This is a genomic window from Amycolatopsis antarctica (assembly GCF_002262875.1).
In the GTDB taxonomy this organism is placed as follows: domain Bacteria; phylum Actinomycetota; class Actinomycetes; order Mycobacteriales; family Pseudonocardiaceae; genus Amycolatopsis; species Amycolatopsis antarctica.
In genome coordinates, this window is the sequence record NZ_NKYE01000001.1 from 275683 (window position 1) to 298075 (window position 22393).

18 protein-coding genes are annotated in these 22393 nt (G+C 69.3%); 13 read left to right on the plus strand and 5 right to left on the minus strand.

Going from position 1 to position 22393, the window contains the following annotated elements:
* Positions 1–23: 23 nt before the first annotated feature.
* The gene (gene eccD, locus CFN78_RS01465; protein WP_094860691.1) at positions 24–1388 is read right to left on the minus strand and encodes a type VII secretion integral membrane protein EccD; all 1365 of its coding nucleotides are present in this window, start codon (positions 1386–1388) and stop codon (positions 24–26) included.
* Between the two features lie 331 nt (positions 1389–1719).
* On the opposite strand from eccD, the gene eccCa reads away from it, so the two are divergent.
* From eccCa to CFN78_RS01485, 4 genes are all read left to right on the plus strand, one after another.
* Positions 1720–5745 (plus strand): type VII secretion protein EccCa, encoded by a 4026-nt coding sequence (eccCa, locus tag CFN78_RS01470; protein WP_094860692.1) that lies wholly within the window; start codon positions 1720–1722, stop codon positions 5743–5745.
* 159 nt (positions 5746–5904) lie between these two features.
* Positions 5905–7788 (plus strand): type VII secretion-associated protein, encoded by a 1884-nt coding sequence (locus CFN78_RS01475; RefSeq protein ID WP_094860693.1) that lies wholly within the window; start codon positions 5905–5907, stop codon positions 7786–7788.
* 371 nt (positions 7789–8159) lie between these two features.
* Entirely contained in the window at positions 8160–8474 is a 315-nt protein-coding gene (locus CFN78_RS01480) for a WXG100 family type VII secretion target (protein WP_094860694.1), read from the plus strand.
* Positions 8475–8526: 52 nt separating this feature from the next.
* Entirely contained in the window at positions 8527–8814 is a 288-nt protein-coding gene (locus CFN78_RS01485) for a WXG100 family type VII secretion target (protein ID WP_094860695.1), read from the plus strand.
* A 66-nt stretch (positions 8815–8880) separates the two neighbouring features.
* On the opposite strand, the gene CFN78_RS01490 is transcribed toward CFN78_RS01485, so the two are convergent.
* From CFN78_RS01490 to CFN78_RS28670, 3 genes are read right to left on the minus strand one after another with little or no spacing between them, the layout of a single operon-like run.
* Positions 8881–9552, minus strand: a complete 672-nt coding sequence (locus tag CFN78_RS01490) for a DUF4333 domain-containing protein (RefSeq protein ID WP_094860696.1) — start codon at positions 9550–9552, stop codon at positions 8881–8883.
* Positions 9553–9591: 39 nt separating this feature from the next.
* Positions 9592–10473: a hypothetical protein gene (locus tag CFN78_RS01495; protein WP_240519195.1), complete on the minus strand. Its 882-nt coding sequence runs from the start codon at positions 10471–10473 to the stop codon at positions 9592–9594.
* Between the two features lie 13 nt (positions 10474–10486).
* Complete coding sequence (locus CFN78_RS28670) at positions 10487–11386, minus strand: hypothetical protein (protein WP_133116265.1); 900 nt, start codon at positions 11384–11386, stop codon at positions 10487–10489.
* Positions 11387–11574: 188 nt separating this feature from the next.
* On the opposite strand from CFN78_RS28670, the gene rplM reads away from it, so the two are divergent.
* The 9 genes from rplM to CFN78_RS01540 all read left to right on the plus strand — a co-directional run bounded on the left by rplM (position 11575) and on the right by CFN78_RS01540 (position 21445).
* The gene (gene rplM / locus CFN78_RS01500) at positions 11575–12027 is read left to right on the plus strand and encodes a 50S ribosomal protein L13 (protein ID WP_094860698.1); all 453 of its coding nucleotides are present in this window, start codon (positions 11575–11577) and stop codon (positions 12025–12027) included.
* Positions 12028–12083: 56 nt separating this feature from the next.
* On the plus strand, positions 12084–12572 hold the full coding sequence (gene rpsI, locus CFN78_RS01505) for a 30S ribosomal protein S9 (RefSeq protein ID WP_165777425.1): 489 nt from the start codon (positions 12084–12086) through the stop codon (positions 12570–12572).
* Positions 12573–12828: 256 nt separating this feature from the next.
* Entirely contained in the window at positions 12829–14163 is a 1335-nt protein-coding gene (gene glmM / locus CFN78_RS01510; protein WP_094860700.1) for a phosphoglucosamine mutase, read from the plus strand.
* Between the two features lie 232 nt (positions 14164–14395).
* Positions 14396–14716, plus strand: a complete 321-nt coding sequence (locus CFN78_RS01515) for a hypothetical protein (RefSeq protein ID WP_240519197.1) — start codon at positions 14396–14398, stop codon at positions 14714–14716.
* A complete protein-coding gene (locus CFN78_RS01520; RefSeq protein ID WP_094860702.1) occupies positions 14716–17325 on the plus strand; it encodes a hypothetical protein in 2610 nt (869 codons plus the stop codon). The genes CFN78_RS01515 and CFN78_RS01520 overlap by 1 nt, the downstream gene beginning before the upstream one ends.
* A 28-nt stretch (positions 17326–17353) precedes the next feature.
* A complete protein-coding gene (locus tag CFN78_RS01525) occupies positions 17354–17803 on the plus strand; it encodes a hypothetical protein (RefSeq protein ID WP_094860703.1) in 450 nt (149 codons plus the stop codon).
* Between the two features lie 167 nt (positions 17804–17970).
* Complete coding sequence (locus CFN78_RS01530) at positions 17971–18282, plus strand: WXG100 family type VII secretion target (RefSeq protein ID WP_094860704.1); 312 nt, start codon at positions 17971–17973, stop codon at positions 18280–18282.
* 3 nt (positions 18283–18285) lie between these two features.
* Complete coding sequence (locus tag CFN78_RS28960; RefSeq protein WP_165777392.1) at positions 18286–20970, plus strand: hypothetical protein; 2685 nt, start codon at positions 18286–18288, stop codon at positions 20968–20970.
* Between the two features lie 22 nt (positions 20971–20992).
* Positions 20993–21445 (plus strand): hypothetical protein, encoded by a 453-nt coding sequence (locus tag CFN78_RS01540; protein ID WP_133116266.1) that lies wholly within the window; start codon positions 20993–20995, stop codon positions 21443–21445.
* A gap of 18 nt (positions 21446–21463) precedes the next feature.
* Here the strand turns inward: CFN78_RS01540 and CFN78_RS01545 are convergent, their stop codons facing one another.
* The gene (locus tag CFN78_RS01545; RefSeq protein ID WP_094861050.1) at positions 21464–22285 is read right to left on the minus strand and encodes a dienelactone hydrolase family protein; all 822 of its coding nucleotides are present in this window, start codon (positions 22283–22285) and stop codon (positions 21464–21466) included.
* Positions 22286–22393: the final 108 nt, after the last annotated feature.

Here is a 22393-nt window from a genome sequence, read left to right on the forward strand (position 1 = left end):
TCCGTATTCCGGGGCGTCATCGGTCAGCTCAGGTCGAGGCCGCGGAGCGTGGCGTAGAGATCCATCACGGCCAGCGCCAGCGGCAGCACCGTGGCGATGCAGATGGCCTCGATGATCTCCACGGTACGGCGCATCGGCGGCGAGAAGCGCTGGTCCGGGAAGATCACGCCGACGACCAGCGTGCCCGCCGCGATGAGGATCAAGCCGCCGAACACCCACAGCAGCCTGCCGAAGGTGTCCTCCGTCCACAGCCAGCCCAGCAGGATCCCGGCCGCGGAGACGATGCCGGTGGTGAGCAGTGCGACGGCCTGGCTGCCGTTCGCGTAGACGCGGGCACGCAGCAACAGCACCAGCGTCACGACGACACCGAGGATGACGCCGAAGACGCCGGGAGCGCTCGCGGCGATGATCGCGCAGACCGCCGCGGTGGCCCCGCAGCCGACAAGCAGGCCGGTCATGTAGTTGTGCGCGACGCTGGTGCGGCGTTCGATCGCCGCGTAGTCCGGGAACCCGGAGTCCTCCTTGAGTTCCTCCGCGCTGCCGGGAACGTTCGGCAGTGGCAGTTTCGCCAGCCAGATCGTCGCCCTCGGCAGCATCGAGATGACGGCCAGCGCGATCGCGGCGGTGCCCGCGGCGATACCGGCGGCCGGGTGCGCGATGAGCGTCGCGATCAGGAACGCGATCGTGCCGAGCGTCGCCGCCGTGGCAGCCGCGATGAACGTGGTGATCCCGGCACCGATCAGCATGATCGCCGCCGCCGCCACGATGATCACCAGCACGGCGCCGAGAAGCAGGTTCGCCCGGACGGAGACACCGGGAACGATGTGGAAGCCGCTGACGAACGCCAACGGCAGGCCACCGGCCGCGGCGATGAGCACGCCGGTGTCCGCCGCGTCGTAGACCTTCGCCAGCGTGGCGCCGAGCGCGATGCACGCGATGGCGCCCACGCCGCCCGCGACCGCCGCCGCGATCTGGCTGCCGCCGAACAACGAGCCGCCCATGAACAGCGCCAGAGCCGCGGTGAACAGCGCCAGTCCGCCGCCGATGTGCCCGATCCGGCGCGCGGTCTCTTTCGTCCACGGCCGGAAACTGTCCGGATCGGACTCGGCGATCGCGTCGACCACGTCGTCGTAGAGCGGAGGCGGCGGGTTCTCGTTGCGCTTGCGCAACTGCAGGAGCTCACCGTCGATGACACCGAGGGACGCCAGGGTGCGGCTCGGGTCGAGCGGGGCGTCACCGAGCTTCGCCAGCGCCCAGCCACCGTGCCGGGCGCCGCCGTCCGGCGTCGCCTCCTTCGCCATCTCCAGCAGCATCGGCAACAGATCGGCGACCGCCACATCCGCCGGAAGCGCGACGTCGATCCGGGTTCTCGGTGCCACCACCGTCACCCTGCTGAAAACCGTCGTGCCCGTTGCCACCTGCTTGCCCCCTACCTGGAGAGATTGCTGCGGGTACTTATACCGAACGCCGCGTGTCCATCATCGCCCGCCCGGTCCGCATCCCGGCCCGGCAGGTTCACCGAACGGCCCCACGCGTTCCGCCGGCCGCCCTAGTATTAACGCACCGGACGCGACCGTGGGGTCACTTCCGGCCAACCGGTCGCGCCCGGGTGCGTCCGCGCCGGGCGGGGCCCGGTGTTCGCTACGGTGTGGGCCGGTCTCCGGCCGGGTCGTCCGTGCGGCTTGAATTGTCATTGCCGAGTTGAAGAGGGGTCTTTCGGTGAGCACGCTGCAGTTCAAGCGATCGCCGCGACTGGCTGCTCCCCGCCCGCCGGGCGGGGAGGTGCACCTGGAGCCACCGCCCGAGGTACCGCGCACCATCCCGGGCAACGTGCTGATGAAGCTGCTGCCGGTCGTGATGATGGTGGCGATGCTCGGCATGGTCGTCTTCATGTTCACCAGCCGGGAGCCGGGCCAGGGCGCGCCGAGCCCGATGATGCTGATGTTCCCGATGATGATGGTCATGTCGATGGTCGGCATGTTCGCCGGCGGCGGGGGCAAGGGCGGCGGCGCCAAGAAGGCCGAGATGAACGAGGACCGCAAGGATTACCTGCGTTACCTCGGCCAGATGCGTGACCGCGCTCGCGAGGCGATGGTCGACCAGCGCGCGGCACTCGAATGGGTGCACCCCGACCCGCAGACGCTGTGGTCACTCGCCACCAGCCGCCGGATGTGGGAACGCCGCCAGAACGACCAGGACTTCCTGCACCTTCGCGTCGGCCGTAGTTCGCACCGGCTGGCCACTCGGCTGGTGCCGCCGCAGACCGGGCCGGTCGACGAACTGGAACCGATCGCGACCCTCGCGCTGCGCCGGTTCGTGCGCGCGCACTCGATCGTGCCCGACCTGCCCACCCAGATCACCCTGCGGGGTTTCGCCGCCGTCAGCATGCAGGGCGACCGGGAACTCACCCGCGGCCTGACCCGGGCGATGATCGCCCAGATGGTCACCTTCCACAGCCCCGACGACGTGCTGGTCGCGGTCGCGACCGCGGGCCGGGCCAAGGAGGACTGGGAGTGGGCGAAGTGGCTCCCGCACGCTCAGCACCCCACCCTGTCCGACGGCATCGGGCAGCTCCGGATGATGGCCGGCTCGCTCGCCCAGGTCGAGGCCTGGCTCGACGACGAACTGCGCGACCGCCAGCGGTTCTCTCGCAACGCGACGCCCGCCCCCGACCAGCCGCACGTCGTCATCATCATCGACGACGCGGAGGTCACCAGGGAGGAGCAGATCATCCTGGAGGAGGGCCTGGTCGGTGTCACGCTGATCGACCTCTGCGACTCCACCGGGAACCTCGCCGCCCGCCGCGGACTCCGGCTGGTCGTCGAGGAGGACCGGCTCGGCGCGCGCAGCGCGGGCGGGGTCGAGTGGTTCGGCCGTCCGGACACGCTCAGCGTCGTCGAGGCGGAAGCGTTGTCGCGCAAGCTTTCCCCGTACCGGGTGGGCTCCGCCGCGCAGGAGGCGAGCGAGGACGAGCCGCTGCTGTCCAACCCCTCGCTGCTCGAACTGCTCGGCATCCCCGGCGACCCGATGACCTTCGACGTGCAGCAGGCCTGGCGTCCCCGGCCCATCCGCGACCGGTACCGCGTCCCGTTCGGGGTCGGTGAGTACGGTCAGCCCGTCGAACTGGACATCAAGGAAGCGGCGATGGAGGGCATGGGGCCGCACGGCCTGTGCATCGGCGCCACCGGTTCCGGTAAGTCCGAGTTCCTGCGCACGCTGGTGCTCGGCATGCTCGCGACGCACTCCTCCACGACGCTCAACTTCATCCTCGTCGACTTCAAGGGTGGTGCGACGTTCCTCGGTCTCGACCAGTCGCCGCACGTGTCCGCGGTGATCACCAACCTCGCCGACGAGGTCACGCTGGTCGACCGCATGAAGGACGCACTGGCCGGTGAGATGAACCGCCGCCAGGAAGCGCTGAAGAACGGCGGCAACTTCAAGAACGTCTGGGAGTACGAGAAGGCCCGCGAGAACGGTGCCGACCTCGACCCGCTGCCCGCGTTGTTCATCGTGGTCGACGAGTTCTCCGAACTCCTGTCCGCGAAGCCCGACTTCATCGAGCTGTTCGTCGCCATCGGCCGGCTGGGACGTTCGCTGCAGATGCACATGCTCCTCGCCTCGCAGCGTCTGGAGGAGGGCAAGCTGCGCGGCCTGGACACGCACCTGTCCTACCGGATCGGCCTCAAGACGTTCTCCGCCGCCGAATCCCGCGCCGCGATCGGCGTGCCGGACGCGTTCGAACTGCCGTCCGTCCCCGGTGGTGGCTACCTCAAGTACGACACCTCGACGATGGTGCGGTTCAAGGCGTCCTACGTGTCCGGGCCGTACCGCCCGGCAGGCATCAAGGCGGCCGCTCCCGGATCCGCGGTGGTCCGGGCCGACAAGCGCCCGCAACTGTTCGTACCGGACTTCGTCGAACTGCCCCGGGAACCAGAACCGGAACAGGTCGTCGAAGAAGCGCCGCAGCAACCGCAGCAGTCCGAGGAAGCGGTCGAGCCGAGCGAACTCGACGTGATCGTGAACCGGCTGATCGGCCAGGGCCCGCCCGCGCACGAGGTCTGGCTGCCGCCGCTGAAGGAACCCAGCTCCCTCGACACTCTGCTGCCGAACCTCAACCCCACCGAGGACCGCGGCCTCTCGCCGGTGAACTTCTTCGCCAACGGACGCCTGCAAGTACCGCTGGGACTGGTGGACCGGCCATACGAGCAGCGCCGCGATCCGCTGTGGGCCGACTTCTCCGGAGCCGCGGGGCACGGCGTCATCGTCGGCGGTCCGCAGTCGGGCAAGTCGACGATGCTGCGCACGCTCGTCATGTCCATGGCACTGACGCACACCCCGGAGGAAGCGCAGTTCTACTGCGTCGACCTCGGTGGTGGAACGCTCGCCGGCCTCGCCGAGCTGCCGCACGTCGGTGGCGTCGCCGTCGCCCGCCGTGAGCCCGACAAGGCCCGCCGGATCGTCGCCGAGCTCAGCGCGCTGGCGAACGACCGGGAAGGCCGCTTCGGGGCGATGGGCATCGACTCGATGGCGGAATTCCGCAACCGCAAGCGTCGCGGCGAGATCACCGCCGAACAGGATCCGTTCGGCGACGCGTTCCTGATCGTCGACGGCTGGCGTGCACTGCGTGACGACTTCGACGAACTGGAACCACTGATCACCAAGCTGGCGGTGCAGGGCCTCACCTACGGCGTGCACGTCGTCATCGCCTCCAACCGGTGGGCCGACATCCGCCCGGCGATCAAGGACATGCTCGGTACCCGGTTCGAACTGCGGCTCGGTGACCCGAGCGAGTCCGACATCGACCGCCGGGTTGCCGTGAACGTGCCCGCAGGGCGCCCCGGCCGAGGGCTCACCCGGGACAAGCTGCACATGCTCACCGGTCTGCCGCGCATCGACGGCTCCAGCAATCCCGAGGACGTCGGCGCCGGCGTCGGTGACGCGGTGGCCAGGATCAAGGCCTCGTGGAAGGGACGTCCCGCGCCGCAGGTCCGCCTGCTGCCGGAAATGCTGTCGTACGAGGACCTGCTCGCGCAGGACGCGCACCGTGGCACCAAGCTCGTCCCGATCGGCGTCAACGAGGAGACGCTCAGCCCCGTCTACCTCGACTTCAACGCGGAACCGCACTTCGTGGCGTTCGCCGACGGCGAGTCCGGCAAGACGAACCTGCTGCGGCAGATCGCCCGCGGCATCACCGAGCGGTACACCAAGAAGGAAGCCGTGATCGTGCTGGTCGACTACCGGCGCACGATGCTCGGTTTCGTCGAGGGAGACCAGCTACTCGGATACGCCGTGTCGTCCAACCAGCTCGACGGGATGATCAAGGACATCGCCGGGTCCATGGCGAAGCGGCTGCCCGGCCCGGACGTCACCCCGCAGCAGTTGCGCGACCGTTCGTGGTGGAACGGCCCGGAGCTGTTCGTGCTCGTCGACGACTACGACCTGGTCGCCACGCAGGCGAACAATCCGCTGCGGCCGTTGTCGGAGTACCTCGCGCAGGCGAAGGACGTCGGGCTGCACATGATCGTCGCCCGGCGTACCGGTGGTGCGATGCGTGCCTCGATGGACCCGATCATCGGCAAGCTCAAGGAGATCGCGGCACCCGGCATCGTGATGAACGGTTCCAAGGACGAGGGGCAGTTGCTCGCCAACGTCAAGCCCGGCCCGATGCCCCCGGGGCGTGGAACGCTCGTCAGCCGCAAGGTAGGCAAGCAGCTCATGCACATCTCCTGGATCCAGCCCGAGTAAAGCCGCCACGCCCGGCATGCCCTCCGGGGGCGGGGTGACGGTGTGGTGGGACGCCGAGCGCGTTTAGCGGGCTAAATGCGCTCGGCGGGTGCGAGGCGTGCGGCGACGTCTGAGAGAGTGCCCGGTACGGAATTCGACGGTGATGGGTGGGAGCGGCTTGTGAGTCTCCGGGTGGCGGTGGACTTCGGGACATCGAGCACCTGTGTCGTCGCATCGATCAACGGCAGGGAACCGCAGATCGTCGTCGTGGACGGTCAGCCGCTGATGTCGTCCGCCGTATACGCGGCCGCCGACGGCACCGTGTTCGTCGGGCAGGAAGCCGAACGCCAGGCCGCCGTCGACCCGTCGCGCTACGAACCGAATCCGAAGCGTCGCATCGACGAGGGTGAACTGCTTCTGGGCGACACGGTGATCGGCGTGCTCGACGCCGTACACGCTGTGCTGCGCCGGGCGGTCACCGAGGCACGTGGCCTGGCGGGCGGTGCGGAGGTGGACCTTCTGGTCCTCACCCATCCGGCTGACTGGGGCGCGGTCCGTACCCGGTTGCTGAGGCAGGCGGCGGGGCGGCTGGCCCACGAGGTCGCACTTGTCCCTGAGCCCGTGGCGGCGGCGGTCTTCCACGCCGCCACGTATGCCCCTGCCGAGGTGACCAGGGACCGGACGGTCGAGTTCAGCGGACGGCCCGGCGACACCCTCGCCGTACTGGATGTCGGCGGTGGCACGGTCGACGTCAGCGTCGTCCGGCGCAGCCCGGCGGCCGGCCCGGTCGCGCGACGCGGCGGTTTCGAGGTGCTGGCCACGCGCGGCGATCCCAGTTTCGGTGGCGCGGACATCGATCAGGTGCTGCTCGAGCACGTCGGTTCGCTGGTGTCCAAGGCGGACCCGGAGGCGTGGCTCGGGCTGGTCGGCGGCCGGGCGATGGCCGAACGCCGGCGCAGGCGCGTGCTGCGGCAGGACGTCCGCGGCGCCAAGGAGACCTTGTCCCGGCACGCCTACACCGACGTGCCGATGCCGCCGCCGTTCGCCGACGCGCACGTCACCCGTGAGGACCTCGAACGCCTGGTCGCTCCGCAACTCGGCCGCGCGGTGGAACTGACCTCGGCCGCGATCGAGGAGGCGGGGCTACGGCCGCAGCAGCTCACCGGGATCTTCCTCGTCGGCGGTTCGAGCCGGATCCCCATGGTGTCCAGACTCGTGCACGAACGCACCGGTGTCGTCCCGACGACACTGGACCAACCGGAAACGGTCGTCGCCAGGGGAGCGCTACGGGCGGTTCTGGTGGAGGCGGACCGGACCGGTGCGCTCGCGGGTTCGTCGCCCGCCCGGCCCGGTCTGCCGCGTCCGGTGGGCGAGCAGCGCACCCAGGTTGTCGGTCCGGCGGATGCGAACCGTCCGCCGCGGCAGGCGCCACCTCGTCGCATGCCGCCACCTCCGCGGCAGCCGGTGACGCCCGCGCCCGCACGTCCGATGCCCCCTCCGATCGCGGCGCCCGCGCACCCGGCGCACTCCCCGCCCACGGGACGCGGCAAGAAGGTTCCCTGGCTGGTCGCGGGCGCGGTGGTCGTCCTCGCCGCTGCGGTGACCGGAGGTTTCCTGTTTTTCGGTGGGGAGAAGGGGAAGACCTTCGCCCAGTACGACTACCAGTTCGTGGCCCCGGAGGACTGGACCCAGACCGGTGACAACGTCGCCGCCCGGCAGGTGGTGGTGAAGCCGGCGGACGCGCTGGACGCCGACGATCTGGTCGTCGTGCAGGAGTACCTACTCGGCTACGACGGGGTGACCGAGCGCGACCGCTTCGTCGGCGAACTTCGGCAGAAGGTCGCCGACAAGGGCACCACCCACTCGGACTTCAACCCCGGTACGAGCTACGCGGGCAAGGACGTCATCTCCTACCGGGAGAAGGCGGGCAGCCTGGTCATCTCCTGGTATGTGGTGGCGAAGGGCGATGTAGAGGTGGCCGTGGGCTGTCAGGTCGCCGACGGCCAGGCCAGGGTGGACGGGGCCTGCCAGCAGATCGTCCGCACCCTCGAGATCACCAAGTGACCTTCTCCGCCGCCCCGGGTTCCGCAAGTTCCGATTCCCTTTAGGAAATTCGCGCTCACACGTCTGTGCGTACCCTCACACGGGTGAGAATGCGCGAGCGGAAATGTTGGGCGAGCGGAGACCGGAGGCGAGCGACTGCCCTGCGCTACCTCGAGAAAACCCTTGGTGCGTAAGGGATTCGCCAGGTTGTCGCAGTGTTCCGGCGATCGGTGGCCGCAGGCTTCCAGCGCGGTTCCCACGGACGACATTTCCGCTAGCAACTACTTGTACGCAATCGGCGACATCGCGGAACCGAACATGGCAGGGTCGTCGTCGTAGGGCCAGTACAAACGAAAAGCACTGGCAACCACGAGCGAAGGGGGTCACACCCAATGGCAGGCTTTCAGGGAACACCGGAAGACTTTGCGAAGGCCCACGGCGATGTGTCCGACACCAAGGTGTCGATGGACCAGAACCTGCAGCAGCTCCGCAGCAACATCGAGGCCACGCAGGCCGGCTGGGACGGCGACGCCGCCCGCCTCTTCCAGAGCGTGATGGAGCGCTTCAACGAGAAGTCGTCGAAGCTGAACAACGCCCTGCAGGACATCGCCGATCTGCTGCAGTCCTCCGGTGTCCAGTACGACACCCAGGAGTCGAACGTCAACGACACCATCAGCAAGCTCGGCGCGACTCTCGACGGCAACTGAGCGGTCCTGAACTTCCCTACATCGCAGACTTCATCACCCAAGGAGGACAATCATGCCGGGTGGCATCAAGGTTGATTACGCAACGATCCAGCAGGCGGCCGACGACTGCAACAGGACTGGCGGCGAGCTCGACGCGCTGTTCGAGCAGCTCAAGTCCCAGATGGCTCCGCTGACCAATGGCTGGACCGGTCCCGCCATGGAGGCGTGGGAGCAGAAGCAGATCGCCTGGAACCAGGCCCTGGACGAGATGAAGCAGCTTCTCGCGCAGATCGCCACCGCCCTGCCGCAGATCGCGGACGGCTACCAGCAGACCGACAGCTCGATCCAGAAGATGTTCTGATCGCTGTCGCGAACTGACGAGCGGGCCCCGGCATTCGTGCCGGGGCCCGCTCGCGTACGTGTGATTCTATTTCGGCGCGCCGACCTCGAACTCGGGTTTGTCGTTCAGCACCCGGATGGCCACGTTCTTCGGCTGTCCGGCCACGTCGACCGTGCACTCGAACGTCGTGCCGTTGGCCACGGGCTGGTCGTCCGGGCACTGGGCGTTCTTCACGTCCTGCTCGCCGTAGTTGTCGCGCAGCACCGAGGTGACCCCGTCCTGCAGCGAGTTCTGGTCGAGAACCGGACCGCGAAACGCGCCCAGGAGCCAGGCCGCGACGACGCCGCCCACCAGAACGAGCCCCACGGCTCCGCCGACCAGCAGCGGCTTCTTCGACCGTTTCGGCTTCTGCTGCTCGCTCTCGCCGTAGGCGCCGAGCCCACCGTAGGACGAGGGCTGATAGCCACCCCCGTAACCGGCTTGCTGGTTCGGTTGCTGCGCGTACTGCTGTGGATAGGGCTGTCCGGCGCCTGGGGTCGCGGGCCACTGCTGCTGGGGCACCGGTTGTGACTGCGGACCCTGCTGATGCGGAGGTACCTGCTGGTGCGGAGGTATCTGCTGGTGCGGTGGTGCTTGGCGTTGCTGGTATCCCTGGGCCTGCTGGGGCGGGGGCGTCTGCTGTTGCCAGCCCTGCTGGCCTGCCTGGTCGTCGGCGGGCGGCTGCCACCAGCCCTGCGGCGGGTTGGGCGGTTGGTTCATCGTGCGGGTACCTCGTCGGTCGGGTGGTGGCCAGTGCGGTCAGCGGTCTTGGATCTCGCCCATGCGGTCGTAGAAGTCGGCGACGGCTGCCTCGTCGGGGAGGTTCGTCACCTGTGATGGGTCCGGGATCTTGGGGAGGTCGTTCTCGGTCGGCGGTTCGAGGATCCGGTAGTTCATCCGTACTTCCACCTCGTGACCGTCACCCTTGATCAACCCTGTCATCTCAATGCTCCGCAGCTTGCCAAGGCCGTCGAGCACGATCTTGCTGGCGACCGGTTCCTGCTTCATCTCCTCGTTGACGTCGGTGAGGAGCCGTTCGGGGAACACGATCACTCTCTTGTCCAGGAATACGCCGAGGGGGATCTCGGCGAGTAGTTCGACGCTTCCGTCCGGCAGGCTCTTCGCCTGTTTCGCCGCCGCACCCTTGTCGACGGCCGCGGACACGGCGTCGAGCATCTTGCAGACGTCCTGGTAACCCTCCCAGAAACAGGCGTTGAGGGTTCCGCCGTCGTAGGGCATCGATACCCAGGGGGTCGGTGCGAGGCTGGAGTAGACGGGTCCCAGCAGGCCGTATTCGATTGGGCTGCCCGCCGGGTGGAAGAAGTCCAGGTACTCGTTGGAATCGCGTTTGGAATGGTTTTTCGCGAGGCGTGCCGGTGGGCGACCGACCTGTACGGCCTCGATCAACTGGTCGGATTTCTTGTCGTCGATGCGCCCGAACTTCTCGAGCGAACTCTTCCGCGCCTCGTTGCCGGTGAAGTCCTCGCCGAGGACCTTCAGCTTCTCCGCGAACTTCGCCGTGACGTAACTGGCAGCGTCGTCACCGTCGGGGATGGCGGTCGCCGTCTTCCCTTGTGCGCAAGATGAGAGGAGTAATGCTGTCAAACCCAATGCCAACAGCGTATATCGGCGTTTGTGCATGCCCAGTCCTCTGTTACTCGACGAGCTTCCCTCGTCGACTGTTGAAATCGTCGATCGCTGCCTGGTCGGGAAGTAGGGTCACTTGGTCTGCGGGTGGCGCTGCTGGTATCTCGTCTGCTCGTGGTGCGGCCAAAATCTGATAGTGGAACAAGAGTTCCATGGTAAACGGCTTATTCGACGTTGTGGTACCTGAAATGACACCCTCCAATCGTGCGTTCTGCAGTTGTGATTCAGGCGTCAAGACGATGGTCGCTTCCAGGTGTTGCTCCAACGCTGCGGCGGGGAGTTTCTCGAAGTAGACCTCGTCATCTCCGAGTAGTCGGTTGCGTAAAAATGTTTCCAATGTGACTCCGACGTTGAGCACTGTCCCGCCGTCGGAGAGGCTCTTGGCTTCCATGTCGCCCCCCGTGGCTGTCGAAGCCCGAATCGACTTGATCATTCGGCACTGAATGAGGTTCTCCGCAAGAGAGCAGGGGCCGATTCCCGGGTCCGGGTCAGCTCGAGAGACCCAAGGCGTCGGAGCCAGGCTGGAATAGAATGGGCCGAGGCGGATGTATTGAAGATCAGAACCGGGTGGTCTGAGGTATTCGAGATTGTCGTCTGGGTTCTCGTTGGACCGCTCGCGGCTGACGACGCCGATGGGATCCCCCACCTGTGTGGTTGTCGTCTGCTGATCCAGTGTGATCTCGTTCACGCGCACACGTTGGTCGAGAACTGTCTTGCGTGGCGTGTTGGCGGTGAAGTCCGACTCAATGTTGTCCAGCGCTCCGCTGAACTTGGCTGACACGTGTTCGGAGGCCTCGTCGCCGTCCGGGAGGGCTGTGCCCGCTCGTGTATCCGCGCACGCTGTCAGTGTCAGTCCGGCGCACGCCGCCAGCGTCATCAGCCGGATGCCCCTGCCACGCTTCGTCACCCTCGTCCCCCCGGAGAGTCGTCGTCGCGGTCCGATGCCGCGCACCCTAGTATGGAGGTCAGCGGTACCCCCCGCTTTGACCCTCCGTCGAGCGTCCGGGTATCTTCAATCGCTGTTGTGCGCTGCGGCGCGTATACGCGCTAGGCCCGCACGGAACCCACACGCAATGTTGACGACGAGGTAGTCCCTTGCCCACGTACAGCCCCAAGCCCGGCGACGTCACTCGTGCCTGGCACGTGATCGATGCCGAGGATGTCGTGCTCGGCCGGCTCGCGACCGAGGTCGCCACGCTGCTGCGCGGCAAGCACAAGCCGACCTTTGCTCCCCACGTGGACACCGGTGACTTCGTCATCATCGTCAACGCCGAGAAGGTCGCGCTCACCGGTAACAAGCGCGAGCAGAAGTTCGCGTACCGCCACAGCGGTTACCCCGGTGGTCTGCGCAAGCGTTCGTTCGGCGAGCTGCTCGACACCAAGCCCGAGCGCCTGCTCGAGAAGGTCGTCAAGGGCATGCTGCCGAAGAACAAGCTCGGCCGCGCGCAGGGAAAGAAGCTCAAGGTCTACGCAGGCCCTGAGCACCCCCACAGCGCTCAGCAGCCCACGACGCGCGAGATCACCAAGATCGCTCAGGTGACCAAGTGAGTGAGGAACAGTCTGTGACCAGCACCGAGACCGAGACCCCCGAGGTCGAGGCCCCTGTGACCGAAGCCCCGGCAACGGAGGCCCCGGCCGCCGAAGCCACCGAGGGTGCCGTCGCCACCAGCGAGTCCCCGGCCGAGGAGCGCCCTTCCCGTGCCGCCGGTGGCAACGCCCAGACCGTCGGCCGCCGCAAGGAAGCCGTCGTCCGCGTTCGGCTCGTCCCGGGCACCGGCGAGTTCAAGCTCAACGGCAAGAGCCTCGAGCAGTACTTCCCGAACAAGGTGCACCAGCAGCTCATCCGTGAGCCCCTGGTGACCGTGGAGAAGCCGGACTCGTTCGACATCTTCGGCAACCTGCACGGTGGCGGGATCTCCGGCCAGGCCGGTGCGCTGCGCCTGGCGATCGCTCGTGCGCTCGTCGAGGTCGACGCGGACGACCGCCCCGTTCTGAAGAAGGCCGGCTTCCTCAAGCGGGACGCGCGTGCCGTCGAGCGGAAGAAGTACGGCCTCAAGAAGGCCCGCAAGGCGCCGCAGTACAGCAAGCGCTGATCCGCGCCCGAGCATCCCACGGAAGCGCTCATCCGGTCTCCGGGTGGGCGCTTCCGTGCTGTTCGGGGTCCCCGCGTCGCCTTGCCCCACGTTGCGACCCCGCCGAGTGCGTTTAGCGGGCTAAATGCACTCGACGGGAGCCACCCCGGGGCGTGCGCGTGACAGTTCGCCCGCTGAACGCGAACGCGGGGGCACGGTTCCGTCGACTCGGCGGGCCGCTACGTTGTCGGGGTTGTTCGCACACGGAGGTGTACAGATGGCTCGCCTGTTCGGTACGGACGGAGTGCGTGGCCTCGCCAACGCCGAGCTCACGCCGGAGCTCGCCATGTCACTGTCGGCGAGTGCCGCGCGCGTGCTGGCGGCGCACGACCGTTCCCACCGTCCCGTCGCTGTGGTGGGGCGTGATCCCCGGGCCAGCGGCGAGATGCTGGAGGCGGCCGTGGTGGCCGGCCTGGCGTCGGCGGGGGCGGACGTGCTGCGCGTCGGGGTGATCCCCACGCCCGGCGTCGCCCATCTCGTCAGCACGCTGGAAGCGGATCTCGGCGTGATGATCTCCGCTTCGCACAATCCCATGCCGGACAACGGCATCAAGCTTTTCGCCGGCGGTGGGCACAAGTTGCCGGACGGTCTCGAGGACGAGATCGAGGCGGGCCTGACGCCTCCGGCGACCCGTCCGACCGGTGCGGAGATCGGCCGGGTTTCCGATGTCGACGACGCTCTCGACCGGTACACCGCGCACCTGCTGGCCGTGACCCCGCATTCGCTGGCGGGGGTGCGCGTGGTCGTCGACTGTGCGAACGGCGCTGCCTCGTCGGCCGCTCCGGAGGTCTACCGCAAGGCCGGCGCCGAGGTGATCGCCATCCACGCCGATCCGGACGGGGTGAACATCAACTCGGACTGCGGTTCCACGCACATGGAGCAGGTGCGTGCGGCGGTCCTGGAGCACGGCGCGGACCTGGGGATCGCTCACGACGGCGATGCCGACCGGTGTCTTGCCGTGGATGCCGCGGGTGAGCTGATCGACGGTGACCAGATCCTGGCCGTGCTGGCGCTGGCGATGGCGGAGGCCGGTGAGCTCACCAACGACACGCTGGTCGCGACCGTGATGAGCAACCTGGGCCTGCACCTGGCGATGCGTGAGCACGGCGTCGACCTCCGGACCACGGCGGTCGGTGACCGGTACGTGCTGGAGGAGTTGCGCGCCGGCGGGTTCTCCCTCGGTGGCGAGCAGTCGGGGCACGTCGTGCTGCCTGCGCACGCGACGACCGGTGACGGCCTGCTGACCGGGTTGCGCCTGATGAGCCGGATGGCGGCCACCGGACGTTCGCTCGCCGATCTGGCCGGGGTGATGCGCCGGTTGCCGCAGGTGCTGGTGAACGTCCGGGTCGCGGACAAGTCGGCGGTGGCGACCTCCGCGGCGGTCCGTGACGCCGTGGACGCGGTCGAGGCGGAGCTGGGCGCGGAGGGCCGGGTGCTGCTGCGCCCTTCGGGCACCGAGCAGCTCGTGCGCGTGATGGTGGAGGCGCCCGCGGAGGAGATAGCGCAGGCCGCTGCCGAACGTCTCGCGGGCGTCGTGTCCTCGGCCTCGTAGGCGGTTTCCTGCGGTGGGTTCGGCGCGCCCGGTGGCGGCGCCGAGCGGTGCCCGGGATTCGGTGTGCTCCCGATGGCGGCGGTTATCCTCGCTGACGTCTTCGTAGCATCCGGTGCTCGGTCGTGAACCCGGTGGAGTTCCTGCGCGGGCGTGCCACGATCGGTACATTCCGTATACGGACGGACCGGCACAGTGGTCACGTCCGCACCATCAGGTCCTGAAGGGGGAACCCGTGCCAGAGGGCGGCTACACAGCCAGTTCGGACTCGATGGCGGCCGCGCAGGAGCGGTTGCGCCAGGCCGCCGAGGATCCTGCCGCCCAGGCCTCGCTCGTCGCACCGCCGAAGGTGACGCAGGAGCAGTTCGGCCGGGTGCACGGGGGGCACTTCGCCGCGTATTCGGCCGGTGTCGAGCAGGTGGGTGCCGCGTTGACGGGGTTGTCCGGGGAGCTGAACGCTCTCGGTGGCGGCATCGGCGCGGGCGGTCAGGCCTACGCCGAGCAGGAGGCCTCCACCTCGTCGGCCGTCGCGGCGCACGACCCGGGGACCGTGTGATGGCCGAGCTCGGGCCGATGCTGGCCATGGTGCCGCCGGACAAGCGCGATCGGGTCAACGAGATCTTCGACAGCCCGTACGCCACCCCTGAACAGAAGCGCGAGGTCATGAAGGCCGCGTTGCCGCCGATGTTCGGTGGCGGGGATTTCGACGCGAAGTACGAGAGCGCGCGCAGCACCATCCAGCGCAGCTCGGCGAGCGATCGGCGGGTGCAGGACGCGGCCGGCCAGTCCAAGCAGCAGTTGGACGCCATGCGCCCGCCCGCCCCGGGCGGTGCGGGCGTGACGGCGTCCGACGAGGTACTGGACCTGGCGAAGCCCACGCTGGACTTCCTGTGTAGCTGGATCAACCAGGTGTGGAATCCGATGCCGGACTCGCCGGGCCAGATCGACTACATGGCCCGCATCTGGGATTCCTTCTACCGCAACGCCGGCATCGATTTCCGCAACTTCCTCGCTGACGCCGACGAGTTCGGCAAGGCGCACGGGATCGTCGAGACGACGCTGGGCGACTGCCGCAATCACATGAACACCTTGTTCGGTGAGTGGACGGGTCCGGCGGCGACCGCGGCGAGCGTCAAGTTCAACGAGGCGATCCTGCCGGACGGTCAGGCGCTGCTCGACCATCTCAAGGGAGCGTCCGAGCTGGTCCCGGAGACCGTCACGGCTGTCTACGACACGGTCCGGGCCCAGGTCGACGAGGTCCTGCCGCTGTTCACGCCGACGATCGCGAACGCGACCCTGGCACAGGCCACCCGGGTCGTCGCCGTCGCCAAGGGCGAGTCGACCGAGACCGAGGACATCGCCACCGTTTTCGCGGTCTTCGGCTCCGAGGTGTCACCGACGGAAGCGTCGTCGCTCGCGATCCTGCCTAATCTCCATTTCGATATCGCCATCGATTTTGCCAAGAACTGGGTATCCGCGTTCACCAACGAGTTCGCGGGCATCCTCGACGCCTTCGACACGCTGTGCGAACAGGCGGTCAAAGCCGTCGACGAAAAGTGGTTCGCCCTCGGCGAGTACATGAGCGGGTACGCGAACAAGTTCACCGAGAGCGCCGGTGCCCCGTCCGCGCCTGGACCCGCGCCGATGCCCGCCAGTGGCGGAACGGCGTCGCCACCAGGTGGTTCCGCCCCGTCCCCGGGCACCGGCGGTCCGCCGCCGGCGCCGTCCACCGCCGCTGGCGCTCCGTCGATGCCGGCACCGCCCGCACCGCCGGAACCACCCGCCGCTGAACCCGCGGCCACGACCGAATCGGCCGCCGTCCCGGCACCCCCCGTACCTGAAACGGCTGCCGGGACGAATCCGGTGGCCGGCGCGGAACTGGAGCGGGACCCGGAGACCGGCGAGGCGTTCGCGATCGACCCGGAGACGGGCGAGTCGGTACCGGACGCGGCGGCGGAGCAGGACGTCACGACCGTGCGCAGGGGGGACAACGAACTGTCCCTGACCGCGCCGGGACCGGACGGCCGGGGCGCGTTGTCCGTGCAGGGCGCCGACGGCGAGGCCCGCGAGTACATGCTCGACTTCGGTTCCGCCGACGCTCCCGTCCCTGATGGCGAGGCCCCTGATGGCGAGCAGGCCCAGGCCGGTTCGCAGGACGTGGCGGAGCCGGACGAGGCGGGACAGGACGGCCAGGACGACGGAACCGGTGCCGCGAACCGCACGGTGGTCACCCCCGGCGAGGACGGCGCGATCCGGATCACCGACGGCGACCTGGAGATCGTCGCCGAGCGGCCGGACGGCCCGGACGGCCCGACGGTGGTGACCGTCGACGACGGCTCCGGCGAACCCACGACGTACACCCTCGGAGAGCAGGACACCGAAGCGCCGGACGCGGAGGCCCTCGCGCCGGGTGACGCCGGCGGGCTCGCCGACTCCCCGGAGGTGGCCGCCGCGCCGGTCACCGGCGAGACCGTGGGTGAACCCGCCACCGACGCGTCTTCCGGGATCGAGACCGACGATGCCGAGACCGGCGTACCGCTCGCCGGGGAAGCCGGGCAGCCGGAGTCGGTGACGCCCGCCGCCGAGACGGCCGCACTCGCCGGCGCCGAATCCGCCGAGACGCCTGTCGCCGCGACGGGGGCTCCGGAACCGCCCGCCGAGGCCGTGACCTCGCCTCCGGACAGCGCCGCGACATCGCCCGCGGAGAGCGTGCCGTCCGCCAACGGAGCGGTACCGGCCGATGTCGTAGACGCGCCGAGTTCCGGTTCCCTCCCACTCGACGACGCCGGTGCGGACTTCGCCGACGAGCCCGGGCAGCGCACGACGCCCTCGGCCGCGATCGGTAGCGGCGTGGACGGTGTCGCGGGCGAGGACGTCGATGCCCGCGAATCGGCTGCGGCCGGGTCCACGACGCCTGCCGACACCGGTGGTGCCCAGCTCGGCAGCGCCCCCGGCGGTGCGGAGGCCGCGACGGCAGGCGCCGGAGTGGGCGGCATGATGGGCGGCATGGGCGCCGCGGGTGGTGGCAACTCCGGTGACCAGGAACGTGGTTCCAGCCCGTGGCGTACCGGCGGCGACCTGTTCGACACGAGCGGTGTCGGTGGCCGGATCAGCGGTTCGCTCGACGACGGACCGGACCGTCCCGGCGCCTGGCTCGACCGGTGATCGCCTACCCGACGCCCAGGGGGTGCGCATGAGTGCCGAAGGCAGGCTGGCCGCGGCGCGCGAGGCGCTCGCGGCCGTCTCCCGCGAGGAGCACGAGCAACGCGGCCTGCGCGAGCGCCGCCTCGCCGAGGTGCGGGCGGCGACCGCGACCGGCCTCGAGGCGGACGCCCTCCGGGCCGCCGAGCGGATCGAGGAGGAGAAAGAGGTCCAGCGGCGCGCGGAGGCATCGGGCGGCTGGGTCACCGACAGCACGTACGCGAAGAAGGACGCCGAGGACTCGTTCGGCTTCGAGGAGGACGACGGTTCGGCCGAGGAGCCGCCACCTGCCGGGCCACCGTCCCCGTTCCCGCCGCCGTCCCCACACCCCGTGCACGACCCGCCCGCCGAGCCCGCCCCGGAGCGACCACAGGCGCGGCACGCACGCCGGGCAGCCGTGGACGACGAGGACTTCGCACACACCGACTGGACGGCGGACTGACCGCCTGAGCAGGACGTACCGCGTTCGCGTAGGTAAATCCCGGAGCCGGTGCGGGCAGGGTCCCCGCTGAGTACATTCAGTGTGCAGATGCGACGGCACCGAATCGCGTCCACCTGCGTCTGAAGGTGAACGTGACGATCCGAGCCTTCTCGACAGGGGGAGAACACATGCCGAATGGTGGTGGCCACAAGGCCGACCCGGGGCAGTTGAACGCGGGTGCCCAGGCGTTCAACCAGGAGGGCACCGAGTTGACTCAGGCCTCTGGCAAGCTCACCCCCAACGTCGCCGCCGGGCAGGTCGGCACGGCGTGGCAGGGCGTGGCAGAGCCGTACACCCAGGCGTTCACCAGGTTCAAGGACGGCACGGCGAAGTACGGCACCGCCGCCACCCAGTTCGGCGGGCAGCTCTCCAACGCGGCGAGCACGTACTCGACGAACGAGGAGAACCAGCAGCAGGCCATCAAGAACGCGGAGGGCTGATCGATGGCCGAAGAAGTGAGCACCCAGGAACAGCGCGAACTCCTCGACGACCCGAACGTCTCGCCGGAGGTGAAGAAGCTCCTCCTCCGCGGTCTCGCCGCGGACGGCGCGCTCACCGACGAGGAGCAGTGGAACTACGCGAACCAGCTCGGCATGCAGTTCGAGGCGATTTTCGGGGACCTCGAAAGCAACCCGCTCGGGCTGGGGATCCCGCAGCAGATGGCGCAGGCCGCCGCGCTCGAGGGACGTGAGCAGCAGCGGGCCGCGGAGACCTCGCAGGCCCTCGGCGACAGCTGGAACCGGCTCAACGAAGGCGGTTTCGCCAACTCCGACGAGATCATCGACCAGGGTGACGTCGGCCTGAAGATCTTCGACGAATTCCATCCCCGCTACACCGAGGCGGGCGGCCAGGGCGGCGTCACCGGCGGCGACGCGCGGGGCGGCGGCGTCGACCCGGAGAGCCTGCGGGCGGCGACGGCCGAGTTCCGCGGTATCGACTTCACCGCGTTCCGGGCCGACGCCGAGCTGCTCACGCAGAACGGCAAGACCGTCACCGAGTCGTCCCAGCAGCTCGACCAGGCCTGGGGCACGCACATGTCCGGCTGGGAGGGTGCGGGCGCGACGGCGGCGAGCCAGTTCAAGGGCAAGCTCGACGGTGCGTCAGCCACGCTGGCGCAGTCGCTGGACGCGGCCCCGGGCGTCATCACCGAGGGCATCGCCGCGGTGGAGCAGCAGGTCGTCGACTTCGCGAAGCTGGTGCACAACCAGTGGGGCGACGGCCGGATCGCGGAGATGACCCCGTCCGACGTCGACGCCATGATCGAGGGCCGCAACGAGCTGCCCGGCGTGATCTCCGAGCTCGAGAACAAGATCCAGGAACTCAACGACCGGAACGCGCTGGAGAAGGGGCTCGACTTCCTCGGCAACATGGCCGCCGGGGCGCTCGGATTCCTGATCGGTGGCCCGATCGGCGCGATCGCCGCGGTCGCGGGGCTCAACTTCGCGAAAGAGATCACCGAGGACAACATCGAGGAGGAGTGCGCCAAGTACAAGCAGGCGCTCGCCGACTGCGAGGCGAAGCTGGAGCAGTTCGTCGGCGAGTACGAGGCGAAGGCCTCGTCCGTTCACGAACAGGCGCAGACCGCCAAGGACGGTGTGCAGCAGACCTACGACGCGATGATCGCCCAGCTCGGCAAGGAGCTGGAGCAGGATCCGTTCGCCGAGGTCGGTTCGCCTGACCTGCAGGGTGGCGACAAGGACGGTGGCAAGGACGGCGGTGGCCAGGACTCCGGCGGCGGCCAGGACTCCGGCGGGGGTCAGGATTCCGGTGGCGGTCAGGACAGCGGTGGCGGCGGCCAGGACTCCGGCGGTTCGGGCTCCGGATCCGGTTCGGGGGCGGGCGCGGGTTCCGGTTCCGGCGGAGCACCCAGCGGTGGCGGAGGCAGCGGTTCCGGCGCGGAGCCGCCGGCGGAGGCGGGGACGAACCCGGTGACCGGCAAGCCGCTGGAGGTCGACCCCGCCACCGGCGAGCCGTACCCGATCGACCCGGAGACCGGCGAGGCCGTCAAGGACGGCAGGGACACGGTCACGGTCGAGAAGGGCGACAACAAGATCACCATGACCGAGCCGGACGAGAGCGGCGACATGGAGATCTCCGTCGACGACGGCTCGGGCGCGGCGAAGGACTACCAGCTCGACTTCGGTACCGGCGAGGACGACAAGCCGGGCGCGGAGGGCACCGACCTCGCGGCCGGCGACAAGCCCGGTGACCAGGTCTACCGCCCCGGCCCGGACGGCAAGATCCACATCGAGGACGGCAACCTCAAGATCACCGCCGAACAGCCGCAGGGACCGGAGGGCCCGACCGTGGTGACCGTGGACGACGGCACCGGCGAGCCGACCACGTACACGCTCGGCGAGGAGAAGCCCGCCGGTGGCGCGGAAAGCCTGATCGGACGCGGCGAGCGTCCGGAGAGCCTGGGCGGGCCGGCCGGGGAACGGATCGAGACGAAACCCGAACCCGCCGCCGCACCGGCTGCCGGCACGTCCGCCGGACCGGCGGGTGCCGGATTCGAGGCGCCCGGCGGGGTGGAGATCGGCGAATCGGCGCCGGCAGGTGGCGGTGGCGGAGGTGACGCCGCGGGCGTGGCGACCGGCGAGGCCGCGATGCCTGCCGTGGACGGTGCTGCCGCCTCCGGTGTCGCTGTGGACGGTGCCGCTGTGGACGGTGGTGGCGGAGCCGGTGGTGCGGGCGATGGAACCGGTGGCGCCAGTACGTCACCGCAGGCCGTCTCCGGTGAGGTCGGTGCCGGGGTCGGAGCGTCCGCCGGTGGAGAGGTCGGCGCTGGTGCCGCCGCCACCGCGGAACCGCTCGGCATGGGAGCCCAGTCCGGATCCGCGGCACCGCAGCCGACCGCGGCGGGCGCCTCGCTGGGCGTCGCGCCCGGCTCGGACACCGCGGGTGCCGTAGCGTCCGGCGCTTCCGGCGCCGCCGGCGGCATGGGCGGCGGGATGATGGGCGGCATGGGCGCGATGGGTGGCGCGGGTGGCGGCCAGAACCAGGACGAGGAACGGACCGCCAGCAGGTACCGCGTCGACGGCGGCATCTTCGAGACCTCCGGCGCGGGCGGCCGGATCAGCGGTTCACTCGACGACGACGCGGACCGCTCCGTCCGCTACGACCGTTGACCAGCGGCGGGGAGGGCAGACGATGAGCAACGTTGATCCGCGGGTGAAGGACACCTTCGCCACGATTGTCGCCGGCACCAGGGCGAAGGCCGCCGAGATCACCGACCGCGTCACCGCGAAGCAGCGGGAGAACGCCGACGCGTCGCAGCGAATGCGCGAGGCGAACGAGAAACTGACCAAGCAGCTCGACGAGCGGGCGCGCGGAAACGCCGAGCGCAACGCCGACCCACACGCGAACGACGAGTGGCGCAAACCGGTGAAGTCGCGATCGACGACGTTCTCGTTCGGACCGGCGGAGGAGCAGACCGAGGCCGCGGGCGAACAGCCGGTGGCCGCCGAGCCGGAGCGGCCCGCTGCCGAGCGGGCCGTGCCGGAGACGACCGAGCCTGAGGCCACGCCGCGGCCGTCCGGCAGGCACGCGCGCCGGGACGAGTTCGATGACGACGACTACTCCAACAACAGCTGGATGAAGTAGCCGAGGGGAGCGCGCCGATCAGACGTCGGCGTGCTTCTCCGCGGGCGGCAGCGTCGCGGCCTTGAGGTCGGCCTCCAGCAGCGGGCGGTATGCGTCCGTCCTGGTCAGGTGCGTCAGGAAGAACGCGGTGAACAGCGCCCGGGTGACGCGCTGCGTCCGGTGGTGTGGCTTGCCGTGCAGGACGAGCTGGCTCCAGTGCTTGCCTTCGGTGACGCCGAGGTGTGTCGACTTGCCGATCGTGCGGAACTGAACGTCCTCGTCACCCCAGGCATGAGTCATCGCCTCGGAGTTGCCCAGTGCCGGGGCCACCAGGTCCTCTTCGGCGGCCAGGTGCAGCCCGGGAACGTGCACGTCGCGCGCGGCCTCGGTGGCCGGCGGCATCGTCTGCGCGGCGGCGATCGTCGCCACGGCACGGATCTTGGGCCGGTCCGCCTTGTCCGCCGCGGCGAGCACTGCGGCGCCGCCACCGATGGAGTGCCCGGCGACGCCCAGCTTCCCCGGATCGACGCTGATGCCGTCGGCGCCCAGCCGTACGCCGGTGACGATGTCGAGCGAGGTGCGCAGGTCGGAGGCGAACAGCCGGTGCGAAGGCAGCGGGCCGCTCTGGGTGGCGGGGGCCGCCGCGACGATGCCCCAGCTCGCCAGGTGCCGCAGCAGCTCGCGGTAGCGCGTCGGCGGCTGGAGCCAGCCGTGGCCGAACGCGATCGCCGGCAGGTTGAGTCCGGCGCTGGGGGTGAACACGACGCCGGGGAGGCCGACGAGCGCGAGGTTGCCGTGCAGCACCTCGTGCGGGCCGGGATGGGACAGCTCGTCGAGTATCTGCTTGGGCTTCGCCGCCATGGCGCGAGCGTAGCCGAGGCGGGCCATGCCGGCCGACCGGCCATAACAGCCAGCCCCATCCACGCAACGTCACCTTAACCGCTTGATCGGTGACCCTCTGTGCTTATC